Origin of the sequence: Caballeronia sp. BCC1704 (genome assembly GCF_902833455.1) — a bacterium.
Taxonomy (GTDB): Bacteria; Pseudomonadota; Gammaproteobacteria; order Burkholderiales; family Burkholderiaceae; genus Caballeronia.
This window is the reverse complement of sequence record NZ_CADFFT010000003.1, coordinates 812,611-833,675: the sequence shown is the minus strand read 5'-3', so window position 1 is coordinate 833,675 and position 21,065 is coordinate 812,611. Positions and strand designations below refer to the sequence as shown.

19 protein-coding genes are annotated in these 21,065 nt (G+C 64.7%); 8 read left to right on the top strand and 11 right to left on the bottom strand.

What is annotated here, in order from left to right:
• Window positions 1-4 precede the first annotated feature (4 nt).
• Window positions 5-1,696: a response regulator gene (locus HWX53_RS19375; protein ID WP_175943810.1), complete on the top strand. Its 1,692-nt coding sequence runs from the start codon at window positions 5-7 to the stop codon at window positions 1,694-1,696.
• Between the two features lie 193 nt (window positions 1,697-1,889).
• On the opposite strand, the gene HWX53_RS19370 is transcribed toward HWX53_RS19375, so the two are convergent.
• Window positions 1,890-3,029: a PDDEXK nuclease domain-containing protein gene (locus HWX53_RS19370; RefSeq protein WP_175943808.1), complete on the bottom strand. Its 1,140-nt coding sequence runs from the start codon at window positions 3,027-3,029 to the stop codon at window positions 1,890-1,892.
• 184 nt (window positions 3,030-3,213) lie between these two features.
• On the opposite strand from HWX53_RS19370, the gene HWX53_RS19365 reads away from it, so the two are divergent.
• Complete coding sequence (locus HWX53_RS19365) at window positions 3,214-3,393, top strand: hypothetical protein (RefSeq protein ID WP_208454801.1); 180 nt, start codon at window positions 3,214-3,216, stop codon at window positions 3,391-3,393.
• Between the two features lie 354 nt (window positions 3,394-3,747).
• Window positions 3,748-4,722: a glycosyltransferase family 2 protein gene (locus HWX53_RS19360; protein ID WP_175943805.1), complete on the top strand. Its 975-nt coding sequence runs from the start codon at window positions 3,748-3,750 to the stop codon at window positions 4,720-4,722.
• Here HWX53_RS19360 and HWX53_RS19355 read toward each other — a convergent pair.
• Window positions 4,715-5,344: a CDP-alcohol phosphatidyltransferase family protein gene (locus HWX53_RS19355; RefSeq protein WP_175943803.1), complete on the bottom strand. Its 630-nt coding sequence runs from the start codon at window positions 5,342-5,344 to the stop codon at window positions 4,715-4,717. The two genes, HWX53_RS19360 and HWX53_RS19355, sit on opposite strands and share 8 nt — an antisense overlap.
• A 205-nt stretch (window positions 5,345-5,549) precedes the next feature.
• On the opposite strand from HWX53_RS19355, the gene HWX53_RS19350 reads away from it, so the two are divergent.
• Window positions 5,550-6,179 (top strand): lysophospholipid acyltransferase family protein, encoded by a 630-nt coding sequence (locus tag HWX53_RS19350; protein ID WP_175943801.1) that lies wholly within the window; start codon window positions 5,550-5,552, stop codon window positions 6,177-6,179.
• A gap of 3 nt (window positions 6,180-6,182) precedes the next feature.
• Window positions 6,183-7,112, top strand: coding sequence for a phosphatidate cytidylyltransferase (locus HWX53_RS19345; protein WP_175943799.1), 930 nt, complete (start codon window positions 6,183-6,185; stop codon window positions 7,110-7,112).
• 66 nt (window positions 7,113-7,178) lie between these two features.
• Here HWX53_RS19345 and HWX53_RS19340 read toward each other — a convergent pair whose 3' ends face one another.
• The 5 genes from HWX53_RS19340 to HWX53_RS19320 form a co-directional block, all read right to left on the bottom strand.
• Entirely contained in the window at window positions 7,179-8,624 is a 1,446-nt protein-coding gene (locus HWX53_RS19340) for an NAD-dependent succinate-semialdehyde dehydrogenase (protein ID WP_175943797.1), read from the bottom strand.
• Between the two features lie 162 nt (window positions 8,625-8,786).
• Window positions 8,787-9,611, bottom strand: coding sequence for an NAD(P)-dependent oxidoreductase (locus HWX53_RS19335; protein WP_244140186.1), 825 nt, complete (start codon window positions 9,609-9,611; stop codon window positions 8,787-8,789).
• 90 nt (window positions 9,612-9,701) lie between these two features.
• A complete protein-coding gene (argG, locus tag HWX53_RS19330) occupies window positions 9,702-11,036 on the bottom strand; it encodes an argininosuccinate synthase (RefSeq protein ID WP_175943794.1) in 1,335 nt (444 codons plus the stop codon).
• 120 nt (window positions 11,037-11,156) lie between these two features.
• The gene (locus HWX53_RS19325) at window positions 11,157-11,477 is read right to left on the bottom strand and encodes a DUF1330 domain-containing protein (RefSeq protein WP_175943792.1); all 321 of its coding nucleotides are present in this window, start codon (window positions 11,475-11,477) and stop codon (window positions 11,157-11,159) included.
• Between the two features lie 85 nt (window positions 11,478-11,562).
• Window positions 11,563-12,579, bottom strand: coding sequence for a 1-aminocyclopropane-1-carboxylate deaminase (locus tag HWX53_RS19320; protein WP_175943790.1), 1,017 nt, complete (start codon window positions 12,577-12,579; stop codon window positions 11,563-11,565).
• Between the two features lie 176 nt (window positions 12,580-12,755).
• On the opposite strand from HWX53_RS19320, the gene HWX53_RS19315 reads away from it, so the two are divergent.
• Entirely contained in the window at window positions 12,756-13,256 is a 501-nt protein-coding gene (locus tag HWX53_RS19315; protein WP_175943788.1) for an Lrp/AsnC ligand binding domain-containing protein, read from the top strand.
• Window positions 13,257-13,270: 14 nt separating this feature from the next.
• Here HWX53_RS19315 and HWX53_RS19310 read toward each other — a convergent pair whose 3' ends face one another.
• From HWX53_RS19310 to HWX53_RS19295, 4 genes are all read right to left on the bottom strand, one after another.
• Window positions 13,271-15,445, bottom strand: coding sequence for a TonB-dependent siderophore receptor (locus HWX53_RS19310; RefSeq protein ID WP_175943786.1), 2,175 nt, complete (start codon window positions 15,443-15,445; stop codon window positions 13,271-13,273).
• Between the two features lie 129 nt (window positions 15,446-15,574).
• Window positions 15,575-16,021 carry a DMT family transporter gene (locus HWX53_RS19305; protein WP_175943783.1) on the bottom strand — a complete coding sequence of 149 codons (447 nt, stop codon included), beginning with the start codon at window positions 16,019-16,021 and terminating at the stop codon, window positions 15,575-15,577.
• 9 nt (window positions 16,022-16,030) lie between these two features.
• Window positions 16,031-17,212, bottom strand: coding sequence for a Gfo/Idh/MocA family oxidoreductase (locus HWX53_RS19300; protein WP_175943781.1), 1,182 nt, complete (start codon window positions 17,210-17,212; stop codon window positions 16,031-16,033).
• A 39-nt stretch (window positions 17,213-17,251) separates the two neighbouring features.
• Window positions 17,252-18,178, bottom strand: coding sequence for a LysR family transcriptional regulator (locus HWX53_RS19295; RefSeq protein WP_175943778.1), 927 nt, complete (start codon window positions 18,176-18,178; stop codon window positions 17,252-17,254).
• Between the two features lie 154 nt (window positions 18,179-18,332).
• Between HWX53_RS19295 and HWX53_RS19290 the strand changes: the two genes are divergently transcribed.
• Together HWX53_RS19290 and HWX53_RS19285 are read left to right on the top strand one after the other, a co-directional pair.
• On the top strand, window positions 18,333-19,778 hold the full coding sequence (locus tag HWX53_RS19290; protein WP_175943775.1) for a M20 family metallopeptidase: 1,446 nt from the start codon (window positions 18,333-18,335) through the stop codon (window positions 19,776-19,778).
• Window positions 19,771-21,060 carry an MFS transporter gene (locus tag HWX53_RS19285; protein WP_175943772.1) on the top strand — a complete coding sequence of 430 codons (1,290 nt, stop codon included), beginning with the start codon at window positions 19,771-19,773 and terminating at the stop codon, window positions 21,058-21,060. The genes HWX53_RS19290 and HWX53_RS19285 overlap by 8 nt, the downstream gene beginning before the upstream one ends.
• Window positions 21,061-21,065: the final 5 nt, after the last annotated feature.

The window sequence follows — 21,065 nt, the reverse complement described above, 5'->3', positions numbered from 1 at the left end:
CGCGATGGAACATCGCGTACTGATCGTTGCGCCTTTCGGCCGCGACGCCGAGGTCATCGTCGATGTCCTCAAGACGGAGGGCCGCGAGTGCTTCGTTTGCGCCGACTCGCGCGTGCTCGTGACCGAACTTGACCGGGGCGCGGCCGTCGCCATCATCACCGAAGAATCGCTGCTGGACGACAGCGCGATGGCCCTTGCCGCATGGATCGAACAGCAGCCCGCATGGTCGGATTTCCCGATCGTGTTGCTTTCCGGGCGGCTGCCGGGCAGGCGTTCCGCCAAGAGCATCGAGATGCTCGAGCGGCTCGGCAACGTGCTGGTGCTCGAACGGCCGCTCAACTCCGAAACCTTGCGCCGCGCCGTGGCGTCGTCGTTGCGGGCGCGCGCCCGGCAATACGATGCGCGCAGGCACCTCGCCGAGTCGGAGCAGCATCTCATCGACCGCGTCAAGGCGCAGGAAGCGCTCCAACGGCTCAACGAATCGCTCGAAAGCCGCATCGCGGAACGCACGCACGAGCTCGCGTCGGCCAACAACCGCCTGATGCGCGAGATTCACGAACGCGCCAAGGTGCAGGCCGTCCTCGTGCAGTCGCAGAAGATGGAAGCGCTCGGGCAGTTGACCGGCGGCATCGCGCACGACTTCAACAACCTGCTGAACGTGATCATGGCCAACGCGGAACTGCTCGCGCGCATCAGCAAGGACGAGCGCGTGCTCAGGATGGCCGCGACCACGAAGCGCGCGACCGAGCGGGGCGCGAAGCTGACCGCGCAGTTGCTGACGTTCTCGCGCACGAGCAATCTAGATCTGAAAGCGGTGAACGTGGCCGCGCTGTTGCACGGCATCCGCGACATCATTTCGATCTCCCTCGGCTCGACCATCGCGCTGTCGATCACGACTGCGTCCGACGATCTCTGGACGCAAGCCGACGCCAACCAGCTCGAACTCGCGATACTCAATCTCGCGATCAACGCCCGCGACGCGATGCCGAACGGCGGCCGCCTGGCGATTCACGCCGAAGAACGGCCGAGCGTCGACGAAGCGCTCGCGCCTGGCCGCTACATCGTCATCAGCGTGACCGATTCGGGCTCAGGCATCGAGCCAGGCGTGCTCTCGCGCGTATTCGATCCCTTCTTCACGACCAAGCCGGTCGGCAAGGGAACCGGGCTGGGTCTCAGTCAGGTGTACGGCATCGCGCGGCAAGCGGGCGGCGTCGCGCGCATCGAAAGCGAAGTGGGCAAGGGCACCACCGTGCAGATCTGGCTGCCGTTCGGCGCGCAAGATCCGTCGGAAGGCGCGTTAGGCGCGGACCCGCGCGACGATACGGCGACGCCGGGCCGCATTCTCGTCATCGAGGACGACGAGGACGTGCGCACGATGATCGTCGATTGTCTCGAAGCGCTCGGCTATCACGTCACGCAGGCGCCGGACGGGCCAAGCGGCCTCGCGCGTCTCGATGCCGACAAGCCGGACGTGATGATGGTCGATTACGCGATGCCGGGCATGAACGGCATACAGGTGCTCGCGAGCGCCCGCGAATCGCGCCCCGACCTGCCGGTCATCCTCGCGACCGGCTACGCGGACGTCGATGTCACGACCATCACGGACCGGCGCTTCACCGCGCTTCGCAAGCCGTTCCAGCTCGAAGACCTTGCGCGCGCCGTGCGTCTCGCGCTGAAAAGCGCCGAGAAGACCTGAGGGGCGCGGACATTGTTGAATCGGCCCGGTCGCATCGCGCCGCACGAGCCAGCAATTCACCGGCGGCGCAAAGGCCTTTCGTGCACGTGTATGTGGATCGCGAGACGCGGCGGCGCAAGCGGCTCTCGCAAGCATGGCGCTCGGCGTTGAGCGCGCCGAAACCGGTAGCGGCGTAAGACGCGGTGGGAAGCGACTACGCTTCGCCGCCGTCCGCGGGCCGCCGGGCCTCCAATTCTCTTCGCACGCGCGCCAGTTCTTCGGCGAGCACCGCCTCGTCCGGCAGCATCATGTGGTATTCGGCGGCGAGCACCTTGTTCGGCAGGCCGTCGAGCGCGTATTTCGCGACCGCCGCATTGGTCCGCGCGCACAAAATCAGGCCCACCGGCGGGTTCTCGCCCGGCAGCATCCAGTGCTCTTTCGCGTAGTTGCAGTACATGTGCATCTGCCCGACGTCGGCGTGATTGAGCTCCGTCAGCTTCAGGTCGATGATGACGAGACACCGCAGCCGCCGGTGAAAGAACAGCAGATCCACGCGATACCAGCTATCGCCGATGCGCAGGCGCCGCTGCCGCCCGACGAACGTGAAGTCGCCGCCCAGTTCCAGCAGGAAGTCCTCGAGCCGATGAATCAGGGCGTCCTCGAGCTGGCTCTCCGAGTACTCGTCCTTCAGGTCGAGAAATTCGAGCACGTACGGGTCCTTGATGGCTTCTTCGGGCGTGACGATGTCGCGGCTCTCGGCAATGGCGCCCTTCTCCAGCATCGCCCGCTTGTCGCGCGACATCAGCGTGCGCGAATAGAACTGGCTGCCGATCTGCCTGTCCAGTTGCCGCACGCTCCAGCCGCCGCGCAGCGCTTCGGCTTCGTAGAAACGCCGCTCGTCGTCGGAACGGGTGCGCCGCATGAGGTGGACGTAATGCGTCCATGAGAGCGGGAACCGCTCGGCCAGTTGCGCGAGCGTCGAAATCCGAATCGCCGGTTCGGATTTTCCCGCGGACGCGGACGCCGCCGAATTCCGAATCGGTGATTCGGAAATCCCGGCGCTCGCGTACGACTGGTAAAAAAGGCGCATCAGCTCCAGATTGTCGACGCCGAAGCCGCGCCCGAAGCGCTTCGTCAGGTCGGCCGAGAGCCGCTGCAACAGCGCCTGTCCGTAGGCCGCGCGGCCCGCGCCGCCCTGCTCGAATTCGACGATCCGGTGCCCGATGCGCCAGTACGTCGCCGTCATCAGCGCGTTGATGCTGCGCGCCGCCGCCTGACGCCCCTGTTCGAGCAACGCCAGCACGTCGCCGAGCGTCGCGTCGTAGTCGTCCTCCGGCAGCATCACGTCGTTCATCGTCGTTCTTCCTTTCCGCTGCGCACATGGCGCGTTCGAGCCAAGTGTCGCATACGCGCGTGTGTCGCCGAGCGCACATTATTGTCCGATAAATCGCCCTACGCTGTGGCCCTTCAGGCGGATCAGCGTTCGGCGGTCAATGACTCGATATTTCACCTCAAGGCAAGGCGCCATCAAGCGTCTGATGGAACTCAAGCGGGAGCTCGCGCGAATGAATCGCGCGGCGCCGGCTATCGACGGATGTCGCACGGACGGCATCGAAATAGCCGGCCTCGATCAGGTGTTGCTCGACGTGCGCGCGGGGCGCGTGTGCTGGTACCGGCACTCGGCGGCGCACGAAGACCAGCTCGTTTTCATTAGCTGAAGCGCGCGGCTCAGGCTTCGGTTCGTGCGGCGTCGTCGCGGGTTCGTCCGGGTCGACGCGCGCTCTGAGCGACGCGTTTGATGCGCGGCCACGCCGCAGCGAGCGCGGCGTTTCGGCGAACGCGGCGCATCGCGCGGAGTCGGCATCGTAAAAGGTCGTGTCAGGTCGCGATGCCTGTGCGCAAGCCAGCAAGCAACGCACCCTGCGGCGCAACGCCGCCTATGTGCGCTGCCGCACAATCCCCCGCGATTCGTCACGGTAGTCTCGACGGCGGTCCACCGCCGTTTCATCGCGAGGCCGCCTTCCACCGGTGCTCCATACCGCCCCTTCCCCCGGCCAACCGTGAGAGCCTGCATGCCTATACCGAAAGTCAGTATTCTTCTGCCGATGTACGACGTGGAAGGATGCATCGCGGAATGCGTCCGCTCGATTCTCGCGCAGACGCGCACCGACTTCGAGATCATCGCAGTCGACGATTGCAGTCCCGACCGCTCCGGCGAAGTCGCGCGCGCGCTGCTCGAAGCGCAAGACGTCATTCCGTGGAAGCTCGTGCGCAATGAGAAGAACGTTGGCATTGCCGAGACGCGGCGCATCGCGGTGAGTCACGCGAGCGGCGAGTACGTGCTGTGCGTGGACAGCGACGACTTCGTCGCGCCGAACGTGGTGGAAGTGGCGTGCCGCGAAGCCGACCAGCACGGCGCGGACGTGGTGATCTTCGCGGCGAAGTGCATCGACCCGCAGGGACGCGAGGTCTATCGCGTCAAGACCGGCAACGAGACCATCACCGGACTTCAGGCCGTGGGCCGCATCATGGACCTGAGCTTGCAGGCGTATTGCTGGAACAAGCTCTTCAGGCGCGAGCTGTTCGCCTCGGTCGAGCATCCGGCCGGACTCATCTACGAAGACATTCTCGTGTGCGTGCAGGCGCTTTCGCGCGCGCGCGTGGTGCGGCTGATTCCCGACGAACTGTACTACTACGTGAAGCGCGGCAACGGGCTTTCGGTGCGCTTCAACCCGCGTATCGTGGACCTGTTCGAAATCATGGACCGCGTGGAGCGCGACACGCGCGGGCTGGCCATCGACAATGGCAGCCAGCTCTTTTTCCGGCTCAAGTACGTGTATGCGTACCGGAACATCGCGTTCGAAGCTGCGCGCCTCGCGCCCGATTATGCGACGGCCGCGCCAATACTCGACAGCGTGGCGAGCAAGCTGCGCTTCACGCATGTCGGCAAGATCTACGCGGACAAGCGGCCGAAGTTATCCGTCGCCATGTGTCTTCTGAAGATCCATCCGCGCATCTTCTATCGCTTCGTGCGGAGCTTCAACTGACGTCGCTTGTGATGCTTGCGCGGTTCGCCTCCGCGACGCCCGCGCGCACGCGCCGGATCGCCGTCACGAGCGACAAGACGATCAACGCGCGCCACAGTCCCACGCCGGCCGCGCCGATCGTGCCACCCGCGCCGACCCAGAGCGCGAACGCGCCGAGCACGAAGGCGCGGTCGCTTTTGCCGAACGGTCCGTCATAACGCCGGCTCGCGCCCGCGAGCGGCCCGGCGAGTCCCGCGCATTCCACGATCACCGCTAAAAGCGCGAAGACCCAGACATCGGCCGGGCAGAATGCCTGCACCGCAAGAAACGGCAGCGTGAGCGCGACGTCGGAGACCACATCGCCCAGTTCGTTGAGGTACGCGCCGAGCGCGCTCTTCTGGCTGTGCTCGCGCGCCAGCATGCCGTCGATGGCATTGAGCGCCATGCGGATGAAAAGCCAAAGCGGAATCAGCGGGAACAGGGAATGGCGCGGCGAGCCGAACCCCGCAATTGCGCCTACCGCGACCGATCCGCCGGCCGCGGTCAACGTCACCTGATTGGCGGTCACGCCGTGGCGATACAGCCAGTCGGTCAGCGGACGCAAGAGATTCTGGAAGCGGGGTTTGAGTGCGTAGAGGCTCATGAGACGCGTCGGATATCGGAAAAGAGGCGCTACTATCGCGGCCCTTTCCGCACGCGTCAAACGCTAAGGACGCCGAAGCTCAACAATTGAGCAGGTTTGTCACAGCATCGCCGATATCTGGCAAATCTCGTCACTGCGCATTGCAAGCGAACGGCGGATGTGAAAGGAATAGCGGCCCGACACTCACCCTTCGCACTCTCACCCGATGAAACTCATGCATGTCTGGCAGCGCGACCTGCTGCTCGCGCTCGTGCGGCTCGTTGCGGGCGCGTATCCGGTATGGCATTGCGCCGCGCCGACCGCCACGCAGAAGCTCTATTTCTCGAATCACACGAGCCATATCGACACCCTCGCGATCCTCGCCGCGCTGCCACGCGAATTGCGCGATGCCGTGCGGCCCGTCGCCGCGCGGGATTACTGGGACACCGGGCGCATCAAGCGACATATCGCGCGCAATCTGCTCAACGCGGTATTGATCGACCGCCGCCGCGAGACGGAAGGCGATCCGCTCGATCCGGTGCGCGACGCGCTCGCGCAGGGCCACTCGATCATCATCTTCCCCGAAGGCACGCGCGGCGCCGACGCGCTGCCGCAAGCGTTCAAGAGCGGGCTTTTTCATCTGGCGAGCGAGTTTCCGCAGGTGGCGCTGACGCCCGTTTATCTGGAGAACCTTCAGCGAATCATGCCGAAGGGCGCTATCTGGCCAATTCCGCTCATCTGCAAGGTGCACGTCGGCGCGAGCGAAACACTGCGCGACGGCGAAGAGAAAGCGCCGTTTCTCGCCCGAATGCGCGACGCCGTGATCGCGCTCCCTCAATCAGCACATCGAAATTAAGCTATGCCGACTTCATTCTGGAATCTGGTCGCGGGCGTCGTGGGCGCGCTGACCTTCGCGACGCTGATCGGCGCGGTGCTCGGCGCGCGCGCAAAGGGCACGAGCGCGACCATCGTCAATTTGAATCAGCGCATCCTTGCCTGGTGGGGCATGATCGCGGTGATGGTCGTCGCCATCGGTCTCGGCGACAAGGCGACGTTCGTCGTCTTCGCGCTGCTCTCGTATCTCGCGCTGCGCGAATTCATCACGCTCACGCCGACCACCGCGAGCGATCACACCACGCTTTTCGTCGCGTTCTTTGTCGCGGTGCCGGTGCAATACGTGCTTCTAGGCGTCGACTGGTACGGCATGTATTCGATCTTCGTGCCGGTGCATCTCTTCTTCGCGATGTCGCTCGTCTCCGCGCTCACGCAGGACACGCGCGAGTTCCTGAGCCGCAACGCGCGCATTAACTGGGCGCTGATGGTGTGCGTGTACGGGCTGAGTCACGCGCCCGCGCTGCTGACGCTCGATATTCCCGGTTATCGCGGGCAGAACGCGCTGCTGCTGTTCTTCTTCCTGCTCGTCGTGCAGATCAGCGATGTGTTGCAGTATGCCGTCGGCAAGCTCTTCGGGCGGCGCAAGATCGCGCCGGTGCTGTCGCCTTCGAAGACCGTGGAAGGTTTCGTCGGCGGCGGATTGCTCGCGACCCTGTGCGGCGCGGCGCTGTATCGGGTGACGCCGTTCGGATTCGGCGCGGCGTTTCTCATGTCCCTCGCGATCGTGCTCGCGGGCTTCGTCGGCGGGCTCGTGCTGTCGGCGGTCAAACGCTCGCTCGGCGCGAAAGACTGGGGCGTGATGATCGCGGGACACGGCGGCATGCTGGATCGCGTGGATTCCGTCTGCTTCGCGGCGCCGGTGTTCTTTCACCTCGTCCGATATTTCTACGTTTGAGCGCCGCAAAAAAGAAAGCGGCCCCTCACGGGGCCGCCAAGCGTCATTGCGGGCAAAGAGCGGAGATCAGACCGCCATCACCGTCACCGACTTCGACACGAGATACGGCTCCAGCGCCTCGGGTCCGCCTTCGGAACCGTAGCCCGAATCCTTCACGCCGCCGAACGGCATTTCCGGCCACGGCGTCGCGGGCTGGTTGATCCACAACATGCCCACTTCGAGCTGGTTCGTGAGCAAGTGCACGTTCTTGAACGAGCGCGTGAACGCGTAGCCGGCCAGGCCGTACGGCAGCCGGTTCGCCTCGGCGATTGCATCTTCCAGCGAATCGAAGCCGCGAATGGCCGCGACGGGGCCGAACGGCTCGTTGTTGAACACGTCGGCTTCGAGCGGCACGTCGGTCAGCACGGTCGGCGCGAAGAAGTTGCCCGCCGAGCCGATGCGCTCGCCGCCCGTCGCGATCTTCGCGCCCGCCTGACGCGCGTTCTCGACGACGCTCGCCATGGCCGTGATGCGCCGCGCGTTGGCGAGCGGCCCGAGCGTCGTGCCTTCGGCGAGGCCGTCGCCGACCGACAGGCTCTCCGCGTGCTTGACGAGCGCCTTCGCGAAGTCGTCGCGCAGGCTGTTGTGAACCAGAAAGCGCGTCGGCGAGATGCAGACCTGACCCGCGTTGCGGAACTTGGCCGCGCCCGACGCCTTCACGGCAAGCTCGACGTCCGCGTCTTCCGCGACGATCACGGGCGCGTGGCCGCCGAGTTCCATCGTCGCGCGCTTCATGTGCTGGCCAGCGAGCGCCGCGAGTTGCTTGCCGACGGCCGTCGAGCCGGTGAACGTCACCTTGCGGATGACCGGATGCGCGATCAGGTACTTCGAGATTTCGGGCGGATCGCCGAACACGAGTCCGAGCACGCCGTTGGGCACGCCCGCGTCGGCGAACGCGCGGATGAGTTCGGCAGGCGATGCCGGCGTTTCTTCCGGCGCCTTCACGATGAACGAGCAGCCCGTCGTGAGCGCGGCCGAGAGCTTGCGCACCACCTGATTGACCGGGAAGTTCCACGGCGTGAACGCGGCGACCGGGCCGACCGGCTCCTTCACGACCGTCTGCTGCGCGTTGACGTTGCGCGGCGGCACGATCCGGCCGTAGACGCGGCGCCCTTCGTCCGCGAACCATTCGATGATATCCGCCGCCGAATTCACTTCGATGCGCGCTTCGGCGAGCGGCTTGCCCTGCTCCATCGTCATCAGGCGCGCGATGCTGTCGGCGCGTTCGCGCACGAGCGCGGCGGCCTTGCGCATCAGCGAGGCGCGTTCGAGCGCGCTCATCTTGCGCCACGTCGCGAAGCCGGCTTGCGCGGCGGCCACGGCGCGATCCAGATCCGGAATGCCGGCGCGCGCGACCGTGCCGATTTTCTCGCCGGTGGCCGGGTTCACCACGTCGAGCGTGGCGCCGCCCTGCGCGTCGCACCATTCGCCGTTGATATAAAGACGCGTGTTCTGATACGTACCTGCAGTCATTGAGCACCTCTTGCTGGAAAGATGGTCCGCGCCGGTGCGTTTCCGGCGCGGCGTCTATTGCACGACGATTGCCGCTTCGGCGCTTCGGCGCGTGGGCCGCGCTGCATCGTCGTCAAAAAGAAAAGGATACGGATTAAATCGCGGGCGTGCATGGGTCGCCCTTCACTCCCCGCGCTTGCCGAAGAAGTCGATGAGCGCGTCGGTCGCAGCCTTGTCGTTCGCGAGCCGCGCGTAAAGGCCCGCCGCGCCGTCGTAGATCCGATGTTCCGGGTACGCATCGCCGATGAACGCGGCGATCTCTTCCATCTCCGCGACCCAGCGATACGCTTTCGGCGGCATGTGCGGCACGTTACCGGCAAGCCACGCGGCAAGCTCGGGCTGGCTCTCGCGCAATTCGTCGAAGAGCGCGTCTCCCGCGCCGTTGCGCAAAGCGGCAAGCGACATGGCCGAGCCGAGCGCCGTCAGCCCTTTCGTGATGCCCGCATACGACATCTTGAGCGCCGACGCCGCGCCGACCGGGCCGTCGAGCACGCGCACGTTCAGGCCCGCTTCGCCGAGCACGGCTGCGCGCGCGGCGTGCGGTCCGGACAAGTAGAACTTCGGCGCCGACGGCGGCCCGATGATGGCGGCATCGACGAACGGCGCGCCGGTGGCATCGACCGTTCGGGCGATGGTCACGGCGGTTTCCGGGCTGATGGCGTTGCAATCGACGTACACGGCTTTTCGGTCCGCCTGCGCGAGCGCGGGCGCGAGCCGTTCGGCGGATTGCACGGCGACGGCCGGCGGCACGATAGAAAGAATGAAATCGCACGCGGCCAGTTCGGCGAGGCTCGCGTCCTCCATGCCCGCGTCGTTTGCACGAGCGGCGCTCGCGGCGCTGCGGCCTTCGAGCGTCGTGAGCACGCGCGCGCCGGAGGCAGACAGCGTCCGGCCGACCGCCGATCCCATGCTGCCCGCGCCGAGCAGCGCAATGGTCAAACGAGTCAAGTGCGGCTCCTTGCGGATCGGTGACGAGACCACAGGATACGCGGATGAGCGCGCGCTCGCAGCGCTCATCCGGCAACCGGACGCGTGGCTTTAAGCCTCGTCGCCCTTGATCTGCGGCAGTGCGGACGCCTCGCCCGGCGTGAGCAGCCCGACTTGCGCGTAGATGCGCAGCTTGTCGCGCGTATCGGTTATGTCGAGATTGCGCATCGTCAACTGGCCGATGCGGTCGCGCGGGGAGAACGTGGACGCCACTTTCTCCATCGACAGGCGTTCCGGCTGATACGTCAGATTCGGCGACTTGGTGCTGAGAATCGAGTAGTCGTTGCCGCGGCGCAGTTCGAGCGTCACTTCGCCGGTAATCGCGCGCGCGACCCAGCGTTGCGCGGTTTCGCGCAGCATGATGGCCTGCGAATCGAACCAGCGGCCCTGATACAGCAGGCGCCCGAGGCGGCGGCCGTTTTCGCGATACTGCTCGATGGTGTCTTCGTTATGAATGCCGGTCACGAGCCGTTCATACGCGATGTGGAGCAGCGCGAGTCCCGGCGCTTCATAGATGCCGCGGCTCTTCGCCTCGATGATGCGGTTCTCGATCTGATCGCTCATGCCGAGGCCGTGACGCCCGCCGATGCGGTTCGCTTCCAGCAGCAGCTCGACCGCGTCGGTGAACGTCTTGCCGTTCAGCGCGACCGGGCGGCCTTCCTCGAAGCGGATCGTCACCTCTTCCTTGTCGATCTTCACGTCGTCGCGCCAGAACGCAACGCCCATGATCGGATTCACGATCTTGATGCCCGATTCGAGGCTTTCGAGGTCCTTGGCTTCGTGCGTGGCGCCGAGCAGGTTCGAATCCGTCGAATACGCCTTTTCCGCCGACATCTTGTATTCGAAGCCCGACTGGCGCATGAACTCCGACATTTCCGCGCGGCCGCCGAGTTCGTCGATGAACGTCTGGTCGAGCCACGGCTTGTAGATCTTCAGGTCCGGATTCACGAGCAGGCCGTAGCGGTAGAAGCGCTCGATGTCGTTGCCCTTGTACGTGCTGCCGTCGCCCCAGATGTTGACGCCGTCTTCCTTCATCGCGGCGACGAGCATGGTGCCGGTCACGGCGCGGCCGAGCGGCGTCGTGTTGAAGTAGGTGACGCCCGCCGTCGAGATATGGAACGCGCCGCATTGCAGCGCGGCGATGCCTTCCGCGACCAGTTGCGCGCGGCAGTCGATCAGGCGCGCGCCCTCCGCGCCGTATTGCGTGGCGCGGCGGGGAATGGAGTCGTAGTCGTCTTCGTCGGGCTGGCCGAGGTTGGCCGTGTAGGCGTACGGCACCGCGCCCTTCAGGCGCATCCAGTGCAGCGCGGCGCTGGTGTCGAGTCCACCTGAGAACGCGATACCGACTTTTTGCCCAGTCGGAAGGCTTTCAAGAATTGTGCTCATTAGCGAAACCGTTAAGTCGACGTACGGGAAAAGGTGCAACTGGGCAGTATCAACCATGACCGGTGATATGACAAGTTTGCGCCAAAACCGCGCGTGTAGACGGTCGTTCGCTGTGAGCCGCTAGTGCAGGATGTCCGTCGCCTTGTGCGTCGGATCGACGCCGTCGATCAAGAACACCGCGCCGCGCGCGTGGCGGGTGCGTAGCGGCAGGATGCGCCGATACGCGTCGGACTCGTACCATCCCCGCGCGGCCGATGAATCCGGAAACGCAATCACGATGAGATCGCCATGCCACGCGCCCTCGCGCACATCACACGGCCCGCCGTGAATGATGAAGCGCCCGCCGAACGGCGCGAGCGTGGCGTCGATTTGCTCCAGATACGCGACGATATCCGCGCACATCTCCACTTCATACAGATGCCCGACGGCGTAAGCAGTCATTTCGCGGCTCCTTCTTCTGTGTGAGGATGCCGCCGATCTTGCCGGCCGGCGCGCGTCGCGTCGATTACGTGCGAGGTAAAGCGAGTCAGCCGTTGCGAAACAGGTAGCTGTAGGCATTGAGCGCGGGTACGCCGCCCAGATGCGCGTACAGCACTTTCGACCCCTCGGGGAACTCGCCGTTGCGCACCATCTGGATCATGCCGTCCATCGACTTGCCTTCGTATACGGGATCGGTCAGCACGCCTTCCAGCCGCGCGCACACACGAATGGCGTCGAGCGTGCCTTCGTTGGGCAGGCCGTATTCGGGGCCACCGAAGCGCGTGTCGAGAATCACGTCGTCGCGCGTGATGTCCTGGCCGAGAGCGACGAGTTCCGCCGTGTGCTTCGCGATGCGCGTGATCTGATCGTGCGTCTGCTGCGGTTTCGCGGACGCGTCGATGCCGATCACGCGCCGCGCGCGGCCATCCGCCGCGAAACCGACGACCATGCCCGCCTGCGTGCTGCCCGTCACCGAGCACACCACGATGTAGTCGAACTTGAAGCCCAGCTCGGCTTCCTGCTGCCGCACTTCCTCCGCGAAGCCGACGAAACCCAGCCCGCCCAGCGGATGCTCCGAGCAGCCCGCCGGTATCGGGAACGGCTTGCCGCCCGCCGCGCGCACGCTGTCCATCGCGTCCTGCCAGCTTTTGCGAATGCCGATATCGAAGCCGTCGGGCACCAGGCGCACGTCGGCGCCCATCATGCGCGACAACTGAATATTGCCGACGCGGTCGTAGACGGCGTCCGAGTAGTTGACCCAGTTTTCCTGCACGAGCACGCACTTCATGCCGAGATGCGCGGCGACGGCGGCGACCTGACGCGTCTGGTTCGACTGAATGCCGCCGATGGACACGAGCGTATCGCAGCCCTGTTCGAGCGCCTCGGGAATCAGATATTCGAGCTTGCGCGTCTTGTTGCCGCCGAACGCGAGACCGCTGTTGCAGTCCTCGCGCTTCGCATAGAGCTCGACTTTGCCGCCGAGATGCGCGCTCAGGCGCTTGAGCGGCTGAATGGGCGTCGGCCCGAAAGTGAGCTTATAGCGGGGAAAACGTTGCAGGTTCATGGTCGGCATCCTGTGCGATTGAGGTCGGGCTGCCGCGCGTGATCCGCGACGCCTGACGGAAATCGTAGTCAATCTGACGGATGTCGGCGTTGCGAAGAAATTGGCTTTGGCCTAACGTGAGCGCTTATCGGTCAGACCAAGCGCAGTTTTATTTCTTCGGATGGTGCTCGCACGCAATGAAAAAAACCACGCCACGGCGAGAGCCGCCAGCATCGGGCATCGAGATCGATCGCGTCGATCGCGCGATCCTGCGCCAGCTTCAGCGCGATGCATCCATCTCCAATGTCGCGCTCGCCGCCAAGGTTCACCTGAGCCCGCCGGCGTGTCTGCGGCGCGTCGAGCGGCTGCGCGAAGCCGGGCTGATTCGCGGCACGGTTGCGCTATTGAACCCGAAGGCGCTGGATGCGGGCATGCTCGTGCTGATCGGCGTCGTGCTCGACCGCTCGACGCCCGAGTCCTTCACGGACTTCGAAAAGGCTGCGCAGAAGGTGCCGGGCTGCATGGAATGCCACGTCGTTACCGGCGAGTTCGATTTCTTCATGCTGATTCGCACCCGCGACAGCGACAGCTTCAACCGGCTGCACGCGGAAAAGCTGCTGTATCTGCCGGGCGTCCGGCAGATACGGACCTTCGTGGTTCTGCGGGAAATTCTCTCGACGACAGCATTCCCCGTGTGACGCGCGAACGTGTACTACCAGCGATAGTTCATGCCCGCGAACACTTGCCGCCCGTAGCCGAACGCGCACCAGCTTCCGTAGTAGCACGACGCCACATACTCTTTGTCGAAGAGATTCTGCGCGTTGACATACAACTCCGCGCCCTTCAGCTGCGCGGCCGCGCGGCCGAGGTCGTAGCGCAGCGTGGCATCGACCAGGAAGAAGCTCTGGACCTTGAAGTCGTTTTGCGTGCTGTACGTCGTGCCGGTGTATCGCCCGCCCGCGCCGAGCGAAAGGCCCGCAAGCGGCCCGCGATTGATCGTGTAATACGCCCACAACGACGCCTGATTCTGCGGCACGGCCGGCAGATGCTTGCCTTGCAGGCCGCCGTTGTCCTTCGTGTAGACGGTATTCAAATATGTATAACTTCCCGTCACGTTCAACGAATCGGTGAGACTGACCTTCGCTTCGAGTTCGACGCCGCGCGAGCGCGCCTCTCCCGTTTGCGACTGGAAGTTCGGGTTCGTGGCATCGACCGTCAGCAGGTTTTCGCGCGTCAGATCGAATAGTGCCGCCGTGAAAAGCGCGTCGTAGCCCTTCGGCTGATACTTCACGCCCACTTCGTATTGATGTCCGCGCTCCGGGTCGAACGCGCGGCCGTTGATGTCGGTGCCCACTTGCGGCGTGAACGACTCCGTATAGCTCACATACGGCGCAATGCCGTTGTCGAACACATACGTCAGACCGGCGCGGCCCGTGAACGCGCGGTCGGACTGGCTCGACGACGTGCCGAACGTTTCGTTGCGCGTCTTGCTGTTGATCCAGTCCTCGCGCCCGCCGAGCGTGAGGATCGCGTTGCCGAAACGCGCCTGGTCCTGCGCATACACGCCGTATTGCGTGCCGCTCAACACCTGCTTCGACAACTCGGGCACCGTTATCGTCTGGTTGTACACGGGCGCGTACATGTCGATGGAAGGCGCCGTGCCGAAGCCGGAGACGAAGTTCGTCGCGTAGTGCTGATAGTCGAAGCCGACGAGCAACGTGTGGTCGATCGGCCCGGTCGAGAAGTTGCCTTCGAGTTGATTGTCGAGCGCGACCGTATTCAGATTGTCCTGCGAATAGGCGGTGCCGCGATCCAGCGTACGCAAATCGTCTTCCAGCGCGCTCGCGTAGACGCTCTTGTAGTCCTGCGCCAAATGCATGTAGCGGCCGTTGGCGCGGAACGTCCAAGCGTTGGTCAGGCGTCGGTCGAACTTGTAGCCGACGGATTCCTGCACGCGATTGAAGCTCTCGAAGCTCGGATCGCCGTCGTAGAAATTGCTCGGCAGCTTGCCGTTCGGGTTATAGAGCACGGTGCCTTGCGGCGGCACGCTGCCGTAGGAAGAACTGCGCGGATCGTGCTGATACAGGCCGAACAGCGTAAGCGATGTCTTGTTGTCCGGGCGCCACGTGAACGACGGCGCAATCGCAATGCGCTCGTTCTTCGTCATGGCAACCTGTCCGTCTTCCTTGCGTCCGATGCCGGTCACGCGAAAGAGGTAGCGGTCGTCGCCGGCAATCGGCCCGGATAGATCGAACTTGCCCTGCACATGCCCGTAGTTGCCGACTTCGACGCCCACTTCGTGCAGCGGCTCGACAGTCGGCAGCTTGCTTTCCATGTTGAGCAGCCCGCCCGCCGCGGCTTGCCCGTACAGCACGGACACCGGCCCTTTCAGAACTTCGACGCGATCCATCAGATACGGGTCGAGTTGCGGTGTCGAATACCAGCCGTTGCCGATGAGCTTCAGGCCGTTCCAGTACGTGTCGGCGTCGAAGCCGCGCACTTTCAGCAGATCGTAGCGCGTGGCGATGGCGCCGCGCGTTTCCGGCGTCACGCCCGACACGTAGCGCACGGCGGCATTCAGCGTCTGCGCGTTCTGCTGATCCATCTGATCGCGCGTGACGACGGAGACCGACTGCGGCGTCTCGATGATCGGCGTGCCGGACTTGAGCGCCGTCGAACTGGACTTCGCGACGTAACCTTTCGTCGGTCCGTACGGCGCGTCCTGATCGCTTTGAGCCGTCACTTTCACCGCGGGCAGCGTGCTTTCCGCTGGCGCGGTGTCGGCGTCGACCGATTGCGCGTTCACGCATGCGCTCGCCGTGAACAAAAGCAGCGCCGCCGTTCTCAGCGGTCGCAGGGCGAACCGGCTGGTCTTGTTTGAATTCATGCTTCTTCTCGTAGCCGTCGTGGTTTTAAATGCGAATCATTATTATTCAACGGCGGATTGTGCCCGCTGGCTTTACGTTTGTAAAGCTACCGGCGACGCGCGCGTTAATGCGAGCGTCGACGGGCGCAGTCAGAAGATCGCGACGAGGACGACGCCCGCGACAGCCAGACCGGCGCCCAGCAGACGCAACGCGCTGGCCTCGCGCACTTCGAAGCCCATGAGGCCGAAGTGGTCGAGCGCGATCGATGTCACGACAGCAGAAATGACGACGATCGTCGTGAAGGTGGCCGACCCGAGCTTTCGCGTGATCAGGAGCGAGCACATCAGAAAGAGCGCGTTGCAGATGCCGCCGATATACGCCCACCACGGCACGCTGCCGAGGCGCGAGAGCGCGGGCCGCACGCCGAAGCCGAAAAATGGCACGCATACCGCAAGACACGCCGCGCCGATCAGATAGACGATCAACGCGGACACAATCGGCTCGTGCAGGCCCTTGAGCAGCGCCGAGTTGCTGCCCGATTGCAGCGGGTTCGAGACGCCCGCCAGTACCGCGAAGATCGCGAGTAGCCAGTGCATGATGTGGCCTCAGACAGTGAGCCGGGCGTCGCGGAACGCGTCCCGCTCGGCGACCGCGGGAAGCTGCACCGGCCGATTTTCCGCCGCCGAGCGATAGATCGCTTCCATGATCCTTTGATCCTGTAGGCCCTCTTCGCCGGGCGTCGCGGGCGTTCTGCCGGTCAGAATGCACTCGGCCATGTGGTCGATCTCCGCGCCGAACTGGTTCGCGTCTTCGAGCACGCGCTCTTCGCGCACCTCGACGTCCTCGCGTTCCGGCGAGCGATGCTGCACCGACAAGCGCAGTCCCTTGTACGCGAACGCCGGATCGAGCATCACCGTTCCGCGCTGAAAATGAAGGCGTGCGACGCGCGATTCGTGCGAATCGTAAGCGGCCGAGCAACGCGCGACGACGCCCGACGGAAAGCGCATCTGCCACGAAACGTTCTCTTCGACTTCCGCGAAGCGCGCGTCGCCCGGCGTGCTCCACGCCCAGGCCGACACTTCGATCGGCTCTTCGCCGGTCACGAATCGCGCGAAGTTCAGGCAATAGAGGCCGATATCCGGCAACGATCCGCCGCCCGCTAGGCGCTTGTCATGCCGCCATTGATCCGCCTCGCCCTGCACCTGACCGTTATGCGCTTCGATGATCTTCAGTTCTCCGAACGTTTTCGATCTTGCCAGCCGCGCGGCCTCTCGATTATGCGGTTCATATTGCAAGCGGTACGCGACCATCAGCATCACGCCCGCATCCGCGCATGCGCGAATCATCTCTTCCGCTTCGGCCGATGTATTGCTCAACGGCTTCTCGCACAGCACATGCTTGCCGATGCCCGCCGCCGCAATCACCTGTTCGCGATGCAAGCCGTTGGGCGTCACGATATAGACGGCCTGCACATCGTCGTTCGCGGCGAGGCGCGCCCATTCGTCGTAGCCGTACACCGCTTCGGCAGGCGCGCCGTATTGCCGCGCCACGCGTTCGCCCTTTGCCTTGTCACCGGTCATCACGGCTGCGAGGCGCGCGAGCTTCGATGACGCCAGCGCGGGCAAGATCGAATCGAGACTCAGAAGGCCGAGGCCGACGATAGCGAAGCCCACCTTGCGATCAGGCGCAAGCGGCGGTAGCTCGACAGGCGAGCGCCGCTCCGAAGCGCCGACGAAGGGCGGGCGTGTCTCGGGTTTGTCCTGCCCGGTCGATGGCAAGCCTGACATGATGTGCTCCGTGAGTCGCAATGCCGTTTGGCGTTGGCATCAGCTAGAGCAACGGCTATTCCTGTCGACGATCGCCGGGTCTTCTATCGCGTCCTTCAACAGAGCGACGAATGCCGCGACCGGCTGCGGCAGCGTGCGTCCTGCCATCGTCTGAATTTGCAGTGTGCGTTGATGCAGTTCGGGATTCGAGATCGGCACGGCGGCAAAGCCCTCGGCACCAAGACGGCTGCGCACCGTGAGATAGCCGGTGAGCGTGATCGCGTCCGTAAGCCGCACGAAGCTTTGCAGCGCCATGTGGTAATTGCCGACGAAGACCGGCTCGAACACGAGTCCTTCGAGACTGCACGCGATGTCGAAGAGTTGTCGAAGCGTCACGCCCTGGCTATGCATCGCGAGCGGCCATGCATGCAGATCCGCGAGTGACACGGATTCGCGCGATGCGAGCGGATGGTCGCGCCGCATCAGCGCATAGACCGGCGCGCGTTGCGCGTAATGCACGTGGACGTCCTGCTCGGGCGCCATGCTGAAGCACACGGCGATGTCGTGCGAGCCGTCGCGCACGCGCTGTGTCGCAATGGACGGCGCCGAGACGTCGAGCTGAAAGTGCGCGCGCGGATGCGTCGTCAGGAAGTGCGCGAAGGCTTGCGGCAGGAAGTCGGGCGCCACGCCTTCGGATGCCGCGATTCGAATCGTCGCGCGGCCGCTCGCGGCGAGTCCGCGAATCTCGTCGATCACGCGCTCGTCTTCCAGTTGACTGCGACGCGCGTGATTGGCGAGCAGGCGGCCGGCTTCGGTCAGCACCATGCCGCGCGGGCGTCGCTCGAAAAGCGGCGTGCCCATTTGCTCCTCGATCTTCGCGATCTGCCGGCTGAGCGCGGACACCGCGACGAAGAGCCGCTCGGACGCCTTGCTGAGCGATCCGCTGCGAGCCACTTCGAGGAAATAGCGTAAAGCCGTCTGGTCCATGCGCCGTCCGTTTTAGCGTTCAGAGTCGAAACGCGCGCTTTGCCGAAAATGCAAAGGTTGGTGAGAAATATTGTAATTGTCCAGAAATATCGGCGAGGTCAGCATGAATTGGTCGGCGGCCACGGCTGCCTTTTCAGCTTCGACGGAGACCGATGTGACCCGCGACACCGCCCTTCAGATTGCCGATCGCTACTTTCAGTCCGGCGCGTTTCTCGACGACTTGCAGCGGCGCGTCGCGTATCGCACCGAAAGCCAGGAGGCCGATAGCGCCGCGCGGCTCGCGGCGTATCTCACCGAAGAACTGACGCCGACGCTCACGATGTGGGGCTTCCGCTGCCGCGTGGTCGAGAATCCTGCGGCTGGCGCAGGGCCGTTTCTGGTCGCGCATCGCCACGAAGGCGACGACCTGCCGACGGTGCTGACCTACGGCCACGGCGATGTCGTGCGCGGCTACGACGCGCAATGGCGCGAAGGCTTGTCGCCGTGGAGCGTGACGGTCGACGGCGACCGCTGGTACGGTCGCGGCACCGCCGACAACAAAGGGCAGCACAGCATCAACCTCGCCGCGTTGAAGGCGGTGCTCGACGCGCGCGGCGGCAAGCTCGGCTTCAATCTGAAGCTGCTCTTCGAGACCGGCGAGGAAGTCGGCTCGCCCGGCCTTTCCGCCATTTGCGAGCAGCTGCGCGACGAACTCGCCGCCGACGCGCTGATCGCCTCGGACGGACCGCGCCTCGCCGCCGACCGCCCGACCCTGTTTCTGGGCTCGCGCGGCGTGATCAATTTCCGGCTCGACGTGAAACTGCGCGACGGCGCGCATCACTCGGGCAATTGGGGCGGCCTGCTGCGCAACCCGGGCATCGTGCTCGCCAACGCGATAGCGACGATGGTCGACGAGAACGGCAAGATTCTGATCGAAGGCTTGCGTCCGCCGCCGATTCCCGATTCGGTGGTTCGCGCGCTCGCGGACATCACCGTCGGCGGCAATCCGGGCGAACCGGACGTGGACGCCGATTACGGCGAGCCGGGACTTACGCCCGCCGAGCGCGTGTTCGGCTGGAACAATATCGAAGTGCTGGCCTTTCGCGCTGGCAATCCCGACAAACCGGTGAACGCCATTCCCGCAACCGCGTTCGCGCATATGCAGATCCGCTTCGTGGTCGGCACGGACTGGCGCAACTTGCAGCAGATCGTGCGCGATCACCTCGATGCGCACGGCTTCCCGATGGTCGATGTCGAAGTGGAGCGCGGCATGCCCGCGACGCGCGTCGATCCGGACAATCCGTGGGTCAAGTGGGCGCTGCGCTCGCTCACGCAAACCACGGGCACGCGGCCCGTGCTGTTGCCGAATCTCGGCGGCACGCTTCCCAACGACGTTTTCGCCGATGTGCTCGGAATGCCGACGCTGTGGGTGCCGCATTCGTATCCCGGCTGTTCGCAGCACGCGCCGGACGAGCACTTGCTCGGGTCGGTCGCGAGCGAAGGGCTGCGCATCATGGCGGGCCTCTTCTGGGACCTCGGCACGCGCGAAGGCGATGCCGCCAACGGCAATCCCGCCGACCATCTGCCGCGCAAGACGAACGGAGGGCTTCGCCATGAGTGATTCCGCCACCATTTCGACGTCGCCTGAAGCGCGCGGCAAGGAGCGCGGCGTCGCACGACTGATCGTCGCGACATCGATCGGCAACGCGCTCGAGTTCTACGATCTCGTCGTGTACGGCTATTTCGCCGGGACGTTGTCGAAGCTCTTTTTCCCGACGCACGATCACACCGTCTCCCTCCTGCTCACGCTCGGCACGTTCGCGCTCTCGTATCTCGCGCGGCCGGTCGGCGCGCTCGTGCTCGGCTCGTACAGCGACCGCCGCGGACGCAAGGCGTCGCTCACGCTCTCCATCGCGATGATGACGCTCGGCACCGCCATGGTCGCGCTGATGCCGACTTACGCGACCATCGGGCTCGCGGCGCCGGTGCTGATCTTCGTCTCGCGGCTGTTGCAAGGCTTCTCGGCCGGCGGCGAATTCGGCAGCTCGACGGCGTTTCTCGTCGAGCACGCGCCCGAGCGCAGCGGCTTCATGTCGAGCTGGCAGTTTTCCAGTCAGGGCGCGAGCACGCTGCTCGCGTCGCTGTTCGGCGCGGTGCTGACCGGCTCGCTGACGCCCGCGCAGGTCGAAGGCTGGGGCTGGCGCATTCCGTTTCTGTTTGGTGTACTAATCGGACCGATCGGGCTGTATATCCGGCGACGCATCGACGAAACGCCGGAATTCGAGCACGCGGAGAAAGTGGCGTCGCCCGTGCGCGAACTGCTCGCGACGCAGAAGGAGCGCCTGCTCGTGTCGATCGGATCGCTCGTGCTGACGACGACCGCCAACTACATGCTGCTCTACATGCCGACGTATGCCGCGCGGCAGTTGGGACTCGCGCCCTCGTCCGGCTTCATCGCGACGTTGACGGCCGGTTTCATCATGATGGTGCTCGTGCCGGTGGTCGGGCATCTCTCCGACAAGTACGGGCGCACGCGCATCATGCTGATTACCGGCGTGATCTTCTTCCTGACGGTCTATCCGGCGTTCATGTTCATGAACGCGCATCCGTCGCTGCCGACGCTGCTCGCCGCCGTGATCTGGGTCGCGCTCCTCAAGGCGACGTACTTCGCGCCGATTCCCGCGCTGATGTCCGAGCTGTTCCCGACCGCCACGCGCACGACCGGCATGGCGTTCGGCTACAACATCGGCACGACGGTGTTCGGCGGCTTCACGCCGCTGGCCGTGGCGTCGCTCATCGCGGTGACGCATAACAATCTCGCGCCGGGACTGTATCTGATGATCGCAGCGGTCGTGAGTCTCGTCACGCTGGTCTGGGCGCGAAAGCGCCTCGATGTGCGTTGAACGTT

What these genes read in the sequence shown, in the direction of transcription:
- HWX53_RS19285 (WP_175943772.1), top strand. Translation starts at nt 19,771, where the DNA reads ATGAGTGATTCCGCCACCATTTCGACGTCGCCTGAAGCGCGCGGCAAG.
- HWX53_RS19300 (WP_175943781.1), bottom strand. Translation starts at nt 17,212, where the DNA reads ATGTCAGGCTTGCCATCGACCGGGCAGGACAAACCCGAGACACGCCCG.
- HWX53_RS19375 (WP_175943810.1), top strand. Translation starts at nt 5, where the DNA reads ATGGAACATCGCGTACTGATCGTTGCGCCTTTCGGCCGCGACGCCGAG.
- HWX53_RS19315 (WP_175943788.1), top strand. Translation starts at nt 12,756, where the DNA reads ATGAAAAAAACCACGCCACGGCGAGAGCCGCCAGCATCGGGCATCGAG.
- HWX53_RS19370 (WP_175943808.1), bottom strand. Translation starts at nt 3,029, where the DNA reads ATGAACGACGTGATGCTGCCGGAGGACGACTACGACGCGACGCTCGGC.
- HWX53_RS19325 (WP_175943792.1), bottom strand. Translation starts at nt 11,477, where the DNA reads ATGACTGCTTACGCCGTCGGGCATCTGTATGAAGTGGAGATGTGCGCG.
- HWX53_RS19350 (WP_175943801.1), top strand. Translation starts at nt 5,550, where the DNA reads ATGAAACTCATGCATGTCTGGCAGCGCGACCTGCTGCTCGCGCTCGTG.
- HWX53_RS19305 (WP_175943783.1), bottom strand. Translation starts at nt 16,021, where the DNA reads ATGCACTGGCTACTCGCGATCTTCGCGGTACTGGCGGGCGTCTCGAAC.
- HWX53_RS19320 (WP_175943790.1), bottom strand. Translation starts at nt 12,579, where the DNA reads ATGAACCTGCAACGTTTTCCCCGCTATAAGCTCACTTTCGGGCCGACG.
- HWX53_RS19295 (WP_175943778.1), bottom strand. Translation starts at nt 18,178, where the DNA reads ATGGACCAGACGGCTTTACGCTATTTCCTCGAAGTGGCTCGCAGCGGA.
- HWX53_RS19360 (WP_175943805.1), top strand. Translation starts at nt 3,748, where the DNA reads ATGCCTATACCGAAAGTCAGTATTCTTCTGCCGATGTACGACGTGGAA.
- HWX53_RS19365 (WP_208454801.1), top strand. Translation starts at nt 3,214, where the DNA reads ATGGAACTCAAGCGGGAGCTCGCGCGAATGAATCGCGCGGCGCCGGCT.
- HWX53_RS19345 (WP_175943799.1), top strand. Translation starts at nt 6,183, where the DNA reads ATGCCGACTTCATTCTGGAATCTGGTCGCGGGCGTCGTGGGCGCGCTG.
- HWX53_RS19355 (WP_175943803.1), bottom strand. Translation starts at nt 5,344, where the DNA reads ATGAGCCTCTACGCACTCAAACCCCGCTTCCAGAATCTCTTGCGTCCG.
- argG (WP_175943794.1), bottom strand. Translation starts at nt 11,036, where the DNA reads ATGAGCACAATTCTTGAAAGCCTTCCGACTGGGCAAAAAGTCGGTATC.
- HWX53_RS19340 (WP_175943797.1), bottom strand. Translation starts at nt 8,624, where the DNA reads ATGACTGCAGGTACGTATCAGAACACGCGTCTTTATATCAACGGCGAA.
- HWX53_RS19310 (WP_175943786.1), bottom strand. Translation starts at nt 15,445, where the DNA reads ATGAATTCAAACAAGACCAGCCGGTTCGCCCTGCGACCGCTGAGAACG.